Below are 15,276 nucleotides of genomic sequence, written 5' to 3'. Positions count from 1 at the left end.
GGGCTGTCCGGCGGCGCGCTGCCGCCGACCGACGGGGTGCTGATCGTCACCTCCAGGATGCGGCGGATCCTCTCCGTCGACGTGGCGGACCGGCGTGCCGTGGTGGAGCCCGGGGTCACCAACCTGGCGATCACCGAGGCGGTCCGCGACCTGGGCTACTACTACGCGCCCGATCCCTCCAGCCAGCAGGTCTGCACGATCGGCGGCAACGTCGCGGAGAACTCGGGCGGCGCGCACTGCCTGAAGTACGGATTCACGGTCAATCATGTGCTCGCCCTGGAGATCGTGACGCCCGACGGCGACATCGTCGAACTGTCGGACACCGATCCCGGATACGACCTGCTGGGCGCGTTCGTCGGCTCGGAGGGCACACTCGGCATCGCCACCAAGGTCACCGTACGGCTGACGCGGGCGCCGGAGACCGTGACGACCCTGCTCGCGGCCTTCGACGGCATCGAGCAGGGCGGGCAGGCGGTATCGGCGATCATCGGCGGCGGCATCGTGCCCGCCGCGATCGAGATGATGGACGCCCTGGCGATCGAGGCGGCCGAGGCGGCCGTGGCCTGCGCCTACCCCGAGGGCGCGGGGGCGGTGCTCATCGTGGAGCTGGACGGCCCGGTCCCGGAGGTCACGCACCAGTTCGACGAGGTGACACGGATCTGCCGGGAGAACGGCGCGTTCGAGCTGCGGGTCGCCGCCGACCCGGCCGAGCGCGCGGCGATCTGGAAGGGCCGCAAGTCCGCCTTCGCCGCGGTGGGCCGGATCAGCCCCGCCTACATCGTGCAGGACGGGGTCGTCCCCAGGACCGCGCTGCCCGAGGTGCTGGCGAGCATCGACCGGTTGTCGCGGGAGTACGGCATCCGGGTGGCCAACGTCTTCCACGCCGGGGACGGCAACCTGCATCCGCTGGTGCTGTTCGACGACGCGGAGGCCGGCGCGGGCGAGCGGGCCGGGCTGGTCTCGGGGAAGATCCTCGATCTCTGTGTCGAGCACGGCGGGTCCATCACCGGTGAGCATGGTGTGGGTGTAGACAAATCCCGATATATGCCGAAAATGTTCTCCGACGACGACCTCGACACCATGCAACTGGTGCGCTGCGCCTTCGACCCCCGCGGCCTCTCGAACCCGGGCAAGGTCTTCCCCACCCCGCGCCTGTGCGGCGAGGTCCCCGGGGTCCGCAAGGGCGTGCACCCGCTGGTCGAGTCAGGACAGGCGGAACAGTTCTGATGGGCGCGCTGCACGGGACGGGCGAGGCGCTCCTGCCGGGCGCGCTGCGCGGGACAGGCGTGACGATCCGGGAGGCCGGCCCCGACGACGCCGTGGCCGGGGTCCCGCCGCGCTGGGTGGCGCTGCCCGAGAACACCGGGGAGGTCGCGACGCTGATGCGCGTCTCGGCCGAGCACGATCTCGCCGTGACCCCGGTCGGCGGCGGCACCCGGCTGCACTGGGGTCCCCCGCCCGAGCGCTGCGACCTGCTGATCGACACCTGCTGCCTGAACCAGGTGCTCGAACACGCCGCGGGCGACCTCGTCGTCCGCGTCCAGGCGGGCCTGACCATGGACTCGCTGGCCGAGACTCTCGCCGCCGAGGGCCAGGAGCTCTCCCTCGACGTCCCCCTCGACGGCGCCACGGTCGGCGGCGTGCTCGCCACCGCCATCGCGGGCCCCCGCAGGTTCCGGCACGGCACGGCCCGCGACCTGCTGATCGGCGTCACAGTCGTGCTGGCGGACGGCACGACCGCCAAGTCCGGCGGCAAGGTCGTCAAGAACGTCGCGGGCTACGACCTGGGCAAGCTGTTCACCGGTTCCTACGGCACGCTCGGCGTCATCACCGAGGCCGCCTTCCGCCTCCATCCCATCCCGGACGACCGCCGCTGGATCATCGCCGAACTGCCCACGCCCGGAACCCCGGGCGCCGGGGCCGCGCAGGGCGCGCGGGGCGACGGCCGGCCGGACGCACCCGAGCGGCCCGGCTCACCGCCCGGCCTGGACGTGCTCGCCGCCGAGCTCGCGGCGTCCCAGGCCGAGCCGAGCGCGATCGAGGTGGACTGGCCGGACGCCCGGGGCGGGCCCGTCGTGGCCGTGCTGGTCGAAGGGAGGGCGGCCGACGCGCGGGCGCGGGCCGTACGGGACCTGATGGCCGGGCACGGGACGGCGCGGATCACCACCGGGCCGCCCGGCTGGTGGGGGACGCTGCCCGGCGAGGACGTGCTGCTGGAAGTGCGGGTCCCGCCCTCCCGCGCGGGCGGCGCGCTGCGGGCGGTCATGGCCCGGGGACTGCCCGCGCACGTACGCGGATCGCTGGCGACGGCGGCCCTGCAGGTCACCCTGCCCCCGGACGTCGGCGGATCGGCGTTCGCGGAGTTCGTGTCACGCGTGCGTGACGATCTCGGCCGCCTCGGCGGCGGACTGACCGTGCTCACCGCGCCGCAGGAACTCGTCGGCCGGGTCGACCGCTGGGGCCCGGTCGGCGCGCTGCCGCTGCTGCGGCGGGTCAAGGAGCGGTTCGACCCCGGCCGGAGGATGTCTCCCGGCCGCTCCGTGGGAGGGATCTGAATGGACCCCGAGCTGATCAACGACTGCGTGCACTGCGGGTTCTGCCTGCCCACGTGCCCGACGTACGTCCTGTGGGGCGAGGAGATGGACTCGCCGCGCGGACGGATCCATCTGATGAGACAGCACGTCGAGGGCACGCCGCTGACGCCGGAGATGGCCGGGCACTTCGACGCCTGCCTGGGGTGCATGGCGTGCGTAACGGCCTGCCCCTCCGGGGTCCGCTACAACCGGCTGATCGAGCAGACGCGGGCCGAGGTGGAGCGGACGCACGTCAGGCGGCCGGACGACCGGGCGTTGCGGGCCGTGGTCTTCCAGCTCCTCCCCTACCCCCGGCGCCTGCGGGCGATGCGGCTGCCGCTCCGGCTCAGCGCGGGGCTGCGCCGGAGGATCGCGCCGAGGCTGGAGCGGATCAACCCGTCGATGGCCGCGATGGCCGAACTCGCTCCCGCGGTCCCGGCGAGGGTACGGCTGCCGCACAGGGTCGGGGCGCGGGGCAGGCGCCGGGCCACGGTCGGGATGCTCACCGGCTGCGTGCAGGGCGAGTTCTTCCCGCAGGTCAACGCGGCCACGGCCCGGGTGCTCGCGCTGGAGGGATGCGAGGTGGTGATCCCGCCCTCGCAGGGCTGCTGCGGGGCGCTGTCGCTGCACTCCGGGCTGCAGGGGCAGGCGGAGCGGTTCGCCAGGCGGACGATCGCCGCCTTCGAACGGGCGGGCGTGGACACGGTCGTGGTCAACGCGGCGGGGTGCGGATCGGCGATGAAGGAGTACGCCGACATCCTCGAAGGCGAGTGGGCGGACCGGGCGCGGGCCATCCGGACCGTCGACCTGACGGAGTATCTCGCCGAACTCGGCCCGGCCGCCGAGCGGCATTCGCTGCCCCTCACGGTGGCCTACCACGACGCCTGTCACCTGGCCCACGCGCAGGGGATACGATCCCAACCCCGTCAACTGCTCACCGCCATCCCCGATCTGGAGTTGAGAGAGATCTCGGAGTCATCCATCTGCTGCGGTTCCGCCGGGACCTACAACCTGTTCCAGCCCGAGGCCGCCCGCGAGCTCGGGGACCGCAAGGCGGAGCGGGTGCTGGCCACCGGCGCCGACCTGCTGGTCTCGGCCAACCCCGGCTGCACCATGCAGATCACCTCGGCCATCCGCCGCCGGGGAGCCGGAGCGCTCCCCGTCGCGCACATCGCCCAGGTCCTGGACGCGTCCCTGCGCGGCCTGCCGGGGGTCCCATGAGCGAGCCCGGGGTGTCCGCGAATGCGGACTCCGAGCCGCCAGGCGAGGAGATCGTATGAGTGAGCGCAGCGAGCGAATCGATCAGCACAGGGTGTCCGCGAATGCGGACTCCGAGCCGCCAGGCGAGGAGATCGTATGAGTGGGGTGCAGTCGGTCGACCGGGCGCTGGACGTGCTGGAGGCGCTCGCCGAGCGGGGCGGGGAGGCGGGGCTCTCGGAGATCGCGGCCAGGACCGGCCTGCCGTACGGGACGATCCATCGGCTGCTTCGCACGCTGCTCGCCCGGGGCTACGTGCGCCAGGAGTCCGACCGCCGTTACGCGCTGGGCGGCGCACTGGTGCGGCTCGGCGAGGTGGCCGAGCGCATGGTCGGCACCTGGGCGCAGCCGTACCTGGCGAAGATGGTCGAGCTGTCCGGTGAGACGGCCAATCTGGCGGTGCTGGAGGGCGACTTCATCGTCTACGTCGCCCAGGTGCCCTCTCCCCGGCGGCTGCGGATGTTCGCCGAGGTCGGCAGGCGGGTGCTGCCGCACAGCACTGCAGTGGGGAAGGTCCTGATGGCCGGGCGGCCGGACACCGAGGTGGCCTCGCTCGTCGAGCGGACCGGCATGCCCAGGCGGACCGCCAACACGATCACCGACCTGCCCGGCATGCTCGCCGAGCTGGAGCGGGTGCGCGACCGGGGATACGCGATGGACCTGGGCGAGGAGGAGCTCGGCGTGCACTGCCTGGCCGTGGGGGTGCACGACGGCTCGCGGATGGTCGCCGCGATGTCGGTGTCGGGCCCGGCCGAGCGGATCGACGCGCTCGACAGGGACGACCTCGCCGAGGGCATGCGGAAGATCGCAAACGACTTCGGCGCCGAGCTGGGGCCCAGCCAGGCCGGCCCGGCGCGGACACCGCCCGTCATCCCCTGAGCCGGGCCGTACCCGCACCGGCGGCCCATGGCTCCTGAGCCAGGCCGTGCCCGCGCCGACCGCCCGTGGTTCCTGAGCCGGGCCGTCCGTGTCAGACGCCCGTCATCCCCTGAGCAGGCGTACCTGGATCGGCCGCCCGTCCACCGTCTCGAACTCGACCACGGTCCGGTCGCGCCGCGCCCGCACCTCGCACGGCTGGTCGCCGTCCGCGCGCCAGCGTCCGTCGAGGGTCACCCGCATCCGGTGGGGGTGGCTCGGGCTGGTCAGCCACGGCCGCGACCAGGGGCTGTAGTGGCCGACGTACCGGCCGCGCTCGTACTGGTCATGGTCGACGCCGTTGTAGAGCCGCAGATCGGGGTCGCACACCGCCAGCACCAGGCCGTCGTCCCCGTCGCCCCTGACCAGCACCATGGACGGCGTGTCCACCTCGCGCACCGGCCCCTCGGCCAGTTCCAGGGGCTTGAAGACCGCGTAACCGGTGATCCCGGTCGCCCGGTCGCTCACCACGTGTGCGGAGGTGTCGGCGCGCAGCACGGCGTACGGCGCGCTCGCCGGGTCGTCCATCGCGTCGGCGAACGCGGCCATCCGCTCGGGGGTGGTGTCGACGACCATGGCGTAGCGGTAGCTCCCGCCCCGTGGGGCGGTGCCGTGCCTGATCCAGGCGGTCGCGAAGTCGCCGCTGGTCGGGGCCTCGGTCGCGTTGTCGCGCGAGGTCTGGGTGGAGCGCGTCAGGCCGACCTTCTGCCCGGCCGCCAGGTGGTAGCCGATGCCCTTGTCGTCCAGCAGCCAGCGCGGCGCGAGGTCCGGCGCGGCGTGCGGGAAGGCCACGACCGGCTCGGTCCCGTCGACGTAGGTGGGAGCCGCCCGGCCGGGCAGGCGGGTCTGGAAGAGCGTGGTCTCGGTCTCCTGCCGGGAGTCGTTCTCGATCCCGGTGCCGACGGCCACGATCCGGTCGTCGAACAGGAAGACCGACTTCAGCGCGCGGTGTGAGCCCTCGTACTTCGGGTGCTCGCGCAGTTCCATGGCGAACATGCCGTTGCGGCCGTCGATGGTGTTCGCCCCGCCGAACCGCGAGTCGGTGAGCAGCATCTCCTCGATCGCCCCGGTCAGGTCGGCCCGCAGCTCGTCCAGCGGCCGGTGGACGACGGTGGTGCCGGGCCTGCGGTTCCAGTCCCAGCCCGCCTGGGCGTAGCCGCTGTCGGCGTTGTTGACCGGGCTGCCCCGGTGCAGCACCTGGATCTGACCGTAGGTGTTGTACCGGCCGTACCAGTTCGCGCCGTGGTAGACCTCGGTGCTCCACAGGTAGCGGTTGTGCCCGCGTACCGTGACCTGCCAGTTCTCCCGCCGGTGCACGGCCAGGGCGGCGTAGTTGATCGTCCAGTTGCCGTTGGGGTCGGGTTCGGCGACGATGCCGCGTGCCGCCAGCCGTGCGGCGAGCTGCTTCTGCTGGGTGCTCGGCGCGGCGGGCAGCAGGCGCAGGAACGCGGCGGCGAGCTCGGGGTCCACGTCGCTTGAGCCGTCAGGGGTTCCGGAGATCGCCAGCCACTGGTAGGGCACCGGCGACAGGGCGGTCAGCCCGCTGGGGTTGCGGCCGCTGATCGAGATGGGCCAGTGGTTCTTGTTGGCGTAGACGCGCATGGCGAGCACGGCCCGTTTGAGCGAGGCGTGCGACTCGGCGGCGAGGCGGAACGCTCCGCCGCTGAGCACGTAGACCAGCGGGGCCAGTCCGACGAAGCCGTCGCGGGCGTAGTCGGGGAAGAACCCGACGTGGTGGAAGGTGGCCCCGTCCACCTTGAGCCCGTCCTGGATGCCCGCGCTGGGCAGCAGTGCCCGGTTCAGCCAGTCACGCAACGCCCGCAGGTAGGCGACCTGCTCGGCCTCGGTGTCGCGGAGCAGCACGGCCGCGAGCATCCCCCGGAAGGTGGTGTTGAGGATGTCGATGACGCTGCCGTAGGACCTGCGGTGCTCCCAGCTCCGGAAGATCCGGCCGAGCCCGGTCAGCCAGGCCAGGTCGGCGCGGACCTGCTCGAACAGTCCGGCCTCGCGCAGCGCGTCCTTCATGAGGTAGACCGAGTCGTAGTAGCCGCGCGCGTCGTAGCCCAGGTGGTGGATGGTGCCCTGGCAGCTTCCCCGGGTCCAGCCCTGGTCGCGCAGGTGGACGACCAGCCGGGTGTAGAGGCCGGCGAGCGCCGGCCGGTGCGCCGCTCCGGCCGAGGTGAAGGCCAGCGCCACGGTCCTCATCAGGTCGGTGTAGGCGCGCAGCGTGACCGCGTTGACGAACGTCTTGAGCTCGGCGGCGATCTCCGGCGGGTAGATCTGCGACTGGTAGGAGAAGACCGGGCGGCCCACCCCGCTGGAGGACGCCTCGGGGACGCCGAGCGCGGCGACCTGGCCGGCGAGCGCGGCCACCGACGCGTCGTCCACCTTCACCGGTGAGACGAGGTATTCGTCCCGGTAGCGGGTGACCAGCGCGCGCAGCGAGGCCGTCTCCTCCGCCGACGGCGCGGCCGTGTCCGGCCGGGCCTTGGTCAGCAGGGTGTCGTAGAGGTAGAGCGCCTGCCAGTGCTGGTTGTCGTAGTCCTCGCCCTCCCTGGCGACGTCCGGCACCTGGGCGTCGCGGGTGGGGGCGTCCGGCCGCAGCGCCACGTTGAGCATGAGCTGGTCGAGATGGAGCGTCCCGCTGCGGCGGGGCGCGATGACCCGCAGGGTGTCCATGCCGGGATGCGGCCGGCCGTGCATGTCGTAGTCGTAGCGGACCCAGGCCGTCCGCCAGCCGGTGAAGTCGAGCCGGAACTCGAACCAGGCGTCGGTCCGGTCCCCCCTGCCGAACTCGAAGCGGACCGCGTCGTCCACCGGCGTCTCGTTGAAGATCCAGACCGAGAAGGTGTCCACGGTCCCCTGCCAGGCCTGGTCGTCCATGGGCCGGTAGGGGTCGGGGGCGAAGCCGATGGGGCAGCTGACCGTGATCGTGGATCGGCGGCCGTGCTCCCAGCGGAGCGAGTGGCTCCCGCAGATCGCGGCCCGGTCGGTGATGCTCAGCGTCGAGCCCGGTCCGGCGGTCATCTGCGGCGGGACGGCGGTCTCCAGCAGGAAGACCGGCGGGTTCATGGCCAGGGCCCGCTGTTCCAGGTCGCCGCTCACGGCGGCGGACGCCGTGCCGGGCCGCAGGAAGACGGCTCCCGCCACACCCGCCGCTCCGGCCTTGAGCGCGGTCCTACGAGTGATCTCCAGCACGGCCCCTCCTTCGGATCGGATGAGCCGTATCCAACGGGAGAGAAAAGTGATGAATAAAGAAGTATTTCAAGATTTTTGGGACCGTTTGTCGCGGCCAACCCCCTGCGGACACGGGAAAACCGCACAGACCGCAGAATTCATCCCTAATTCATTATGTTGACTTAGGGATGACTTCACGTCCAGGATTCCGACATCCACCCCCTCCCCCAGGAGTGTTCGATGAACGGATTCCTCCCCCGCCGCCAGGTGCTCAGGACCGTCGCCGCCGTGACCGTGGCGGGCGCGCTCGGCCTCGGCGCCGCCGCCTGCGGCGGCGGTTCGACCGGCGAGGCCTCCAACGAGCTCGTCTACTGGTCGATGTGGAAGGCGGGCGAGCCCCAGGCCAAGGTGCTGGAGTCCGCCATCGCCTCCTTCACCAAGGAGACCGGCGTCAAGGTCAAGGTCGAGTGGAAGGGGCGCGACGTCTCCAAGCAGCTCGCGCCCACGCTCAACACCAGGAACGTCCCCGCCGACCTGGTCGACTCCGCCGACCGCTTCGTGAAGTCGACCTTCGTCGCCACCGGACAGGGCCTGGACCTCTCCCCGGTCTACGACATGGAGATCCCGGGCGAGACCGGCAAGAAGGTCAGCGACGTGATCGATCCCAAGTACCGCGAGTACGCGACCTCGGAGGGCAAGGCCTGGCTGGTGCCGTACGAGGTGCTGGCCGAGCAGATCTGGTACGACGGCAACGCGCTCAAGGACGTGGCCGCCGCGCCCCCGAAGACCTGGGACGACTTCGTATCCCTGCTGGACAGCCGCAAGTCCGCGCGGGGCGACGGACCGCTGGCGCTGGACGCCGACATCGCCGACTACTCGGCCTTCTGGACCTACCACGCGATCCTGCGCGACCTCGGGCCCGGCGCGTTCGGCGCCGCCGCGACGGACGCGACCGGCGCCAAGTTCGACGACCCGGCCTTCGTGACCGCGGTCCGGAAGATCGAGCAGCTCGTCAAGGGCGGCTACTTCGTCAAGGGCTACGACGGCAGCAAGTTCCCGGCCGTCCAGCAGAAGTGGGCCGGCGGCGGGGCCGACTTCCTGCTGCTGGGCACCTTCGCGCCGAGCGAGACCAAGCCGTCGGCCAAGGAGGGCTTCGCCTACCGTTCCTTCCCCTTCCCCGAGGGCGCCAAGGGCGAGCAGACCCAGGAGATCTCGCTGATCGGGTTCGCGATCCCGGCCAAGGCCCGCAACGCCGAGGCGGCCAAGAGGTTCGTCGCGTACTTCATGAACAAGGAGCGGCTGTCGAAGATCGCCTCCGAGACGGACAACATCACGCCGCGCGCGGACATCGAGGTGCCCGCCGTACTGGCCGACGTGAAGAAGACGCTGGACACCGCGCGGACCCATCCGGCCCTCGACGGCGTGAAGATGGACCACACCGACTGGTACACCAAGGTCTTCCAGCCGGTGAACACCGAGCTGATCACCGGTAAGGTCTCCGCGGCCGACTTCGTGGCCAAGCTCAAGAGCACCTCGGTCGACTTCTGGAAGCTCAACGGCTGATGACCGCGACCGCCGTCCGCGAGACGGAGCCCGCCCAGCGGCAGCCGGCCGTCCCCGCGGCGCAGAGCAGCCCGCTCGCCCGGGGGAGGAAGCGGCTGTTCTGGCCGTTCATCGCCCCCGCGCTCGTCCTCTACGTCGTCTTCTACATCCTGCCGACGCTCGCCACCGCCTGGATCAGCCTCAACAAGTGGGCCGGGGCCGGGCCGATGGAGTTCGCCGGGCTCGACAACTACCGGCGGCTGCTGCTCGACCCGGTCTTCCAGGGCTCCTTCGCCAACACGCTGACGATCCTCTTCGCCGTCGGCGGCGCGACCTTCGCCCTCAGCTTCCTGCTGACGATGATCCTGCGCGACATGGCCGGGCGTAAGGCGGTCCGGGCGATCATCTTCTTCCCCAACATCATCTCCGGCATCGTGCTGTCGATCCTATGGGGATTCCTCTTCCAGGCCGAAGGCGTCGTCAACCAGGCGCTGCGGACCTTCGGCATGGACAATCCGCCGAACTGGCTGGGCACCGAGAACCTCTTCTCCGTCATCATGATCGGTCTGGTCTGGGTGCAGACCGGGTTCTTCACCACGATCCTGATGGCCGCCGTGGACCGCATCCCGAAGGACCTCTACGAGGTGTGCGACCTGGAGGGCGCCAACGCCTGGCAGCGGTTCCGGCACGTGACGCTCCCCCTGATGTGGGACGTCGTCGGGGTCTGCGCGGTGCTCTGGAGCATCAGCGCGATCAAGATCTTCGAGTTCATCTACGCCTTCGCGGGGGCGGCGGGCCAGCTTCCGCCGACCAAGGTGTGGAACACCGCCCTGTACGCCTACGCCGAGGCCTTCGCCAGCGGCGTGCCCAAGTACGGCTCCGCCGCCGCGACCGGCATGGTCATGCTCGCCCTGGTCGGCGTGCTGGTCGTGCTGCTGCGCCGGATGTTCCGCCGTGACACGGTCCAGTTCTGAAAGGGGGCTCCCATGGCAATGACCCGTAAGTTCCCCGGCCCGTCCAAACTGCTCGGTTCGCCTTTCGCGTGGCTGTTCGCCCTGTTCAGCGTGGCCGTCGCGGTGTGGATGCTGCTGACCTCGCTCAAGTCCACCCGCGCGATCTTCGCCGAGCCCTGGTCGCTGCCGACCACTCCGCAGTGGGACAACTACGCCCGCGCGTGGACCGCCAGCGACTTCGCCGGGGCCACCCTCAACACGGTGATCCTGGTCTTCGGCACGGCCGTCGCCACGATCGCGCTGTCCGCTCCCGCGGCCTACGCGCTGAGCCGGATCCTGACCCGCTGGAACAGCGGCATCACCGCGTTCTTCGCGCTCGGCCTCGGCATCCCCTCGCAGGTCATCATCCTGCCGCTGTACGTGATGATGAACGAGCTCTACCTCGTCGACAGCCTGACCGGCCTGTGGATCCTCTACGTCGCGACCTCGATGCCGTTCACGGTCTTCTTCCTGACCGGCTTCTTCGGCTCACTGCCCAAGGAGCTGGAGGAGGCCGCGGCGCTCGACGGGGCCTCCGCCAACCGCACGTTCTGGCAGATCATGCTGCCGCTCGCGCGCAGCGGCATCATCACCGCGATGATCCTCAACATCATCCAGCACTGGGGCGAGACGCTGTTCGGCCTGGTCTTCCTGCAGAGCGAGGAGAAGGCCACGCTCTCCCTCGCGCTGCTGGGCTTCCTGCAGCGGATGCAGTACAACGGCGCCGACTGGGGCGGCCTGTTCGCCGGGGTCTGCACGGTCGTGCTACCCGTCCTCGCCTGCTATATCTGGCTCGGCCGACGGATCATCGAGGGCATGACCCTCGGTTCAGTGAAATGAGGGCTGACGCCATGCCGGATTCACGGGAGTTGAAGTTCCGCAGGCTCGCCACCCAGCTCCGCGCGGAGATCCGCTCGGGTGTCTGGGCGTCCGGCGCGAAGCTCCCCACCGAGCAGGAGCTTTCCCACACCCGCGAGGTCAGCCTCACCACGGTCCGCCGCGCGGTGGACGAGCTGGTCGAGGAGGGGCTCGTGATCCGGCGTCAGGGGGCGGGCACCTTCGTGGCCGAGCACGCCCCGGCCGTCCGGGGCGGGGCCGCGCTGGTCGGCGTGGTCGTGCCGGACACCACGCTCTACTACCCGAAGGTCCTGGAGGGCATAGAGGAGGCGCTGGCCGCCGCCGGGGCACGGCTGATGCTGGCCTGCTCCCACTACCAGCCGGCGGAGGAGGAGGCCGCGCTGAAGCGCATGCTCGACTCCGGCGTGGACGGCCTGCTCGTCGTCCCCACGCTCATCGGCCGGGCGGATCCGGCGGCCGTAGTCGACCGCCTCACCGGCCTGCCGGTGCCCGTCGTGCTGATCGAGCGAGGCCTGGACGGCGCCGACGACCCCAGCGAGCACGTCCGCACCGACCACGAGGCCGGAGGCTACGCGGCCGTGCGCCACCTGGCCGCGCTCGGCCACACCCGGCTGGTCCTGCTCACCCGCTCCGGCAACCCCACCAGCGCGCCGGTCGGCCAGGGCTTCGCGGCCGCCGTGACCGACCTGGGGCTGCGGGCCGCGGAGCCGTTCTCCGCGCCGCAGCGCGAGTGGAACCCCGGGGTCGCCGACGAGCAGGTGCGCCGCATCACGGCCGGGGGCTCCACGGCCGTCGTCTGCTTCGGCGACCGCGAGGCCACCTTGATGGTCTCCGCCGCCCGGCGGGCCGGTCTGGCCGTACCGGGCGATCTGGCGATCGTCGCCTACGACGACGAGATCGCCGATCTGGCGGAGGTCCCGCTCACCGCCGTGTCCCCGCCCAAGCGCCACCTCGGCCGCCATGCGGCCGAGCTCCTGCTCCGCCGCCTGCGCGAGCCGGACCTGCCCATGCACCGGGTACGGCTGCGCCCCGGCATCGTCGTGCGCCGATCATGCGGCGCCTCCTCGGAAGAGATGACAAGTGACTGAACTCCGTCTGGGCCTGATCGGCGCGGGCGCCGTCGGCGTGCTGCACGCCGAGGCGTCGCTGCGGGTGCGCGGCCTCCGGGTGGGCGCGGTCTGCGACCTGAACCTGGAGACCGCGCGCCGGGTCGCCGCGCCCCACGGCGCGCCGGCGCACACCGACCACCGCGACCTGATCGCCTCGGGCGAGGTGGACGCGGTCCTGGTCAACACCCCGCACGCGCTGCACACCGCGATCGTGTGCGACGCGGCGGCGGCCGGGCTGCACGTCCTGGTCGAGAAGCCCATGGCCACCTCGCTGGCCGACTGCGACCTAATGATCGACGCCTGCGCCGCCGCCGGGGTCCGGCTGGCCGTCGGGCACATCCAGCGCTTCCTGCCCGACAAGGTCGCGGCGATGGCCGCACTGGCGGCCGGGGAGATCGGCGAGCCGCTGCTGATGTCCGACCGGCGCGGTTCCGACTACCGGCCGGGTTCGCGGCCCGGCTGGTTCCTCGACCCGGAGCTCTCCGGCGGCGGCGTGTTCATCAACATCGGCGCGCACTGCGTGGACCGGCTGCTGTGGCTGTCCGGCCGCCGGGTCGAACAGGTGGACGCCTCGGTGAACGGCTCGCCGATCGAGACCGACGCCCTGGTCAGGCTGACCCTGTCCGGTGGCCTGACCGCGCAGGTCGCGGTGACCAGCACCGGCCCGCCCGCCCAGCACGACGAGATCACCGTCGTCGGGGAGAGCGGCACGCTGTCGGTCTCCCCCCACCTCGGTACGGCGCTGCACAAGGACGGCGTGACGACGTGGCTGCACCGGCCGGGTCCCGACGACATCCCCGCGGCCTTCGCCGCCCAGCTCGCCGACTTCGCGGACGCCGTACGGGACGGCCAGGCGCCCGCGGTGGGCGGCGCGCACGGGCGGCACGTGCTGGAGGTCGTGCTGGCCGCCTACGCCTCGGCGGCGAGCGGGACCCCGATGCGGACGGAGTGCCTCGTTGGCCAGTCATGATCCCGACCGGCCCAACGTCCTGCTCATACTGAGCGACGACCAGGGCCCGTGGGCCCTGGGCTGCGCGGGCAACGACGACATCCGCACCCCCGCCCTCGACGCCCTGGCGGCTTCGGGCGTGCGGCTGTCACGGTTCTTCTGCGCCTCCCCGGTGTGCTCCCCGGCCCGCGCGTCGCTGTTCACCGGGGAGATCCCGTCCCAGCACGGCGTGCACGACTGGATCAGCCGGGGGCACGTGGGCGACGACGGGGTGGACTTCCTGGCCGGGCGCAGGCTCTTCACCGACGACCTGCACGACGCGGGCTACCGGCTCGGCCTGATCGGCAAGTGGCACCTGGGCGCCAACGACCGGCCCCGGCCGGGGTTCGTACGCTGGCTGGCGCACGAGAGCGGCGGCGGGCCGTACCTGGACACGGTCCTCTACGACGGGGGCGAGCGGGTCGAGGCTCCCGGGTACCTCACCGACGTGCTGACCGACGAGGCGTGCGCGTTCCTGTCGGGCGAGGCGGAGCGCCAGGAGCCGTTCTACCTGTCGTTGCACTACACCGCGCCGCACACGCCGTGGAAGGGGCAGCACCCGGAGGCGTTCGAGGCGCTCTACGACGGCTGCGCGTTCGACTCCTGCCCGCAGGAGCCGCCGCACCCCTGGCAGCCGGTGGGCCCGGACGGGGCCCCGGTCGGCGGCGAGCCCGACGTGCGCGCCGCGTTGACCGGTTACTTCGCGGCGGTGTCGGCGATGGACGCCGGGATCGGCCGGGTGCTGTCCCGGCTGGCGGAGCTGGGGCTCACGGAGTCGACACTGGTTGTCTTCACCAGCGACAACGGCTTCAACTGCGGCCACCACGGGATCTGGGGCAAGGGCAACGGCACCTTCCCGCAGAACGTCTACGACAGCTCGGTCATGGTCCCGGCGATCGTGAGCCAGCCGGGACGCGTCCCCGGCGGCCGGGTGTGCGAGGCACTGCTGTCGGCCTACGATCTACGGCCCACGCTGCTGGAACATCTCGGGCTTCCCGCCGCCACCGCCGGAGCGCGACCCGGCCGATCGTTCGCCGACGTCCTCGGCGGCTCGCCGGGCGAGGACCGTCCGAGGGTGGTGGTGTTCGACGAGTACGGGCCGGTCCGCATGATCCGGACCGAAGCCTGGAAATACGTGCACCGGCATCCGTACGGCCCGCACGAGCTCTACGACCTGGTGGCCGATCCGGGTGAGAGGCGCAACCTGGCCGACGCCCCCGAGGCGGCGTCCGCGCGCGCCGGCCTGGCCGGAGAGCTGGACGCCTGGTTCGCCCGGTACGTCGACCCGGCGGCGGACGGCAGGGGGCTGCCCGTCAGCGGGTCCGGCCAGACCGCTCCGCTACGGCCGGGCTCCGGACTCGGCGCCTTCGAGGCCGCGCCCTTCCCGACGGTCCCCCGGTACGGATGACCGCCGGGCCCGGCGCGGTGCCCCGGCACGCCCGCCGTACGGCCGGCGGGGACGGGCGCACGCGTGCCGGAGTCGGTCCATGACCTGGCCGGGGAGGTAGAGATCGAGTCCGCACGGGGCGAGCCGCCCTTCCGCCGTCCTTCGAGAGAGCAAGGGGAGCCGGAGTGAGAACCTCCTTCAGCACGCTGGGCCTGCCCGGCTCGGGGCTGCCCGAGGCGATCAGGATCGCGACGGCGTACGGGTGCGACGGGCTGGAGCTGCGTCTCCACCCCGACACCGGCGTCCACGTCGGCCTGCCGGGGGCGGGTGCCCGCCGTACGGCACCGCCGGCGACCGGTGTGTCCGGTGTGTCCGGTGTGTCCGGTGTCTCCGGTGTCTCCGGATGGGAGTGGCGGGCGGGGGTACTCGCGGCGGCGGAGCGGGAAGGCCCGCCCGCCGACCGGGCCGGGGTCCGGGC

11 protein-coding genes and 1 pseudogene are annotated in these 15,276 nt (G+C 71.9%); 11 read left to right on the top strand and 1 reads right to left on the bottom strand.

Annotated features, from left to right (window positions below; genetic code table 11):
• From CA984_RS34705 to CA984_RS34690, 4 genes are all read left to right on the top strand, one after another.
• A partial coding sequence (locus tag CA984_RS34705; RefSeq protein ID WP_086577658.1) for an FAD-linked oxidase C-terminal domain-containing protein occupies nt 1-1,227 on the top strand: 1,227 nt, incomplete at its 5' end.
• Nucleotides 1,227-2,555, top strand: coding sequence for an FAD-binding oxidoreductase (locus CA984_RS34700; RefSeq protein WP_086577657.1), 1,329 nt, complete (start codon nt 1,227-1,229; stop codon nt 2,553-2,555). The genes CA984_RS34705 and CA984_RS34700, both read left to right, overlap by 1 nt.
• The gene (locus CA984_RS34695) at nt 2,556-3,794 is read left to right on the top strand and encodes a (Fe-S)-binding protein (protein WP_086577656.1); all 1,239 of its coding nucleotides are present in this window, start codon (nt 2,556-2,558) and stop codon (nt 3,792-3,794) included.
• Nucleotides 3,795-3,929: 135 nt separating this feature from the next.
• Nucleotides 3,930-4,709 carry an IclR family transcriptional regulator gene (locus CA984_RS34690; RefSeq protein WP_086577655.1) on the top strand — a complete coding sequence of 260 codons (780 nt, stop codon included), beginning with the start codon at nt 3,930-3,932 and terminating at the stop codon, nt 4,707-4,709.
• A gap of 102 nt (nt 4,710-4,811) precedes the next feature.
• Here the strand turns inward: CA984_RS34690 and CA984_RS34685 are convergent, their stop codons facing one another.
• Nucleotides 4,812-7,943: a chondroitinase family polysaccharide lyase gene (locus CA984_RS34685; protein ID WP_086577654.1), complete on the bottom strand. Its 3,132-nt coding sequence runs from the start codon at nt 7,941-7,943 to the stop codon at nt 4,812-4,814.
• A gap of 219 nt (nt 7,944-8,162) precedes the next feature.
• On the opposite strand from CA984_RS34685, the gene CA984_RS34680 reads away from it, so the two are divergent.
• The 7 genes and pseudogenes from CA984_RS34680 to CA984_RS47410 form a co-directional block, all read left to right on the top strand.
• On the top strand, nt 8,163-9,485 hold the full coding sequence (locus tag CA984_RS34680) for an extracellular solute-binding protein (protein WP_086577653.1): 1,323 nt from the start codon (nt 8,163-8,165) through the stop codon (nt 9,483-9,485).
• Nucleotides 9,485-10,438, top strand: coding sequence for a carbohydrate ABC transporter permease (locus tag CA984_RS34675; protein ID WP_086577652.1), 954 nt, complete (start codon nt 9,485-9,487; stop codon nt 10,436-10,438). The genes CA984_RS34680 and CA984_RS34675 overlap by 1 nt, the downstream gene beginning before the upstream one ends.
• A 12-nt stretch (nt 10,439-10,450) precedes the next feature.
• Nucleotides 10,451-11,296, top strand: a complete 846-nt coding sequence (locus tag CA984_RS34670) for a carbohydrate ABC transporter permease (protein ID WP_086577651.1) — start codon at nt 10,451-10,453, stop codon at nt 11,294-11,296.
• A gap of 11 nt (nt 11,297-11,307) precedes the next feature.
• On the top strand, nt 11,308-12,402 hold the full coding sequence (locus tag CA984_RS34665; RefSeq protein ID WP_086577650.1) for a GntR family transcriptional regulator: 1,095 nt from the start codon (nt 11,308-11,310) through the stop codon (nt 12,400-12,402).
• Nucleotides 12,395-13,393, top strand: coding sequence for a Gfo/Idh/MocA family protein (locus tag CA984_RS34660; RefSeq protein WP_086577649.1), 999 nt, complete (start codon nt 12,395-12,397; stop codon nt 13,391-13,393). The genes CA984_RS34665 and CA984_RS34660 overlap by 8 nt, the downstream gene beginning before the upstream one ends.
• Nucleotides 13,380-14,819: a sulfatase family protein gene (locus tag CA984_RS34655; protein ID WP_086577648.1), complete on the top strand. Its 1,440-nt coding sequence runs from the start codon at nt 13,380-13,382 to the stop codon at nt 14,817-14,819. Before CA984_RS34660 ends, CA984_RS34655 begins: the two co-directional genes overlap by 14 nt.
• 164 nt (nt 14,820-14,983) lie before the next feature.
• Nucleotides 14,984-15,276: pseudogene (locus CA984_RS47410) on the top strand (sugar phosphate isomerase/epimerase family protein); the annotation flags it as partial.

It is taken from the genome of Streptosporangium minutum (genome assembly GCF_002149035.1).
GTDB lineage: Bacteria > Actinomycetota > Actinomycetes > Streptosporangiales > Streptosporangiaceae > Streptosporangium > Streptosporangium minutum.
Note: the sequence above shows the minus strand (reverse complement) of the source record. Positions and strands in the feature narration are given on the sequence as shown.

Coding starts and splice junctions, on each gene's coding strand:
- CA984_RS34700 (WP_086577657.1), top strand. CDS start 1,227: ATGGGCGCGCTGCACGGGACGGGCGAGGCGCTCCTGCCGGGCGCGCTG.
- CA984_RS34695 (WP_086577656.1), top strand. CDS start 2,556: ATGGACCCCGAGCTGATCAACGACTGCGTGCACTGCGGGTTCTGCCTG.
- CA984_RS34690 (WP_086577655.1), top strand. CDS start 3,930: ATGAGTGGGGTGCAGTCGGTCGACCGGGCGCTGGACGTGCTGGAGGCG.
- CA984_RS34680 (WP_086577653.1), top strand. CDS start 8,163: ATGAACGGATTCCTCCCCCGCCGCCAGGTGCTCAGGACCGTCGCCGCC.
- CA984_RS34675 (WP_086577652.1), top strand. CDS start 9,485: ATGACCGCGACCGCCGTCCGCGAGACGGAGCCCGCCCAGCGGCAGCCG.
- CA984_RS34670 (WP_086577651.1), top strand. CDS start 10,451: ATGGCAATGACCCGTAAGTTCCCCGGCCCGTCCAAACTGCTCGGTTCG.
- CA984_RS34665 (WP_086577650.1), top strand. CDS start 11,308: ATGCCGGATTCACGGGAGTTGAAGTTCCGCAGGCTCGCCACCCAGCTC.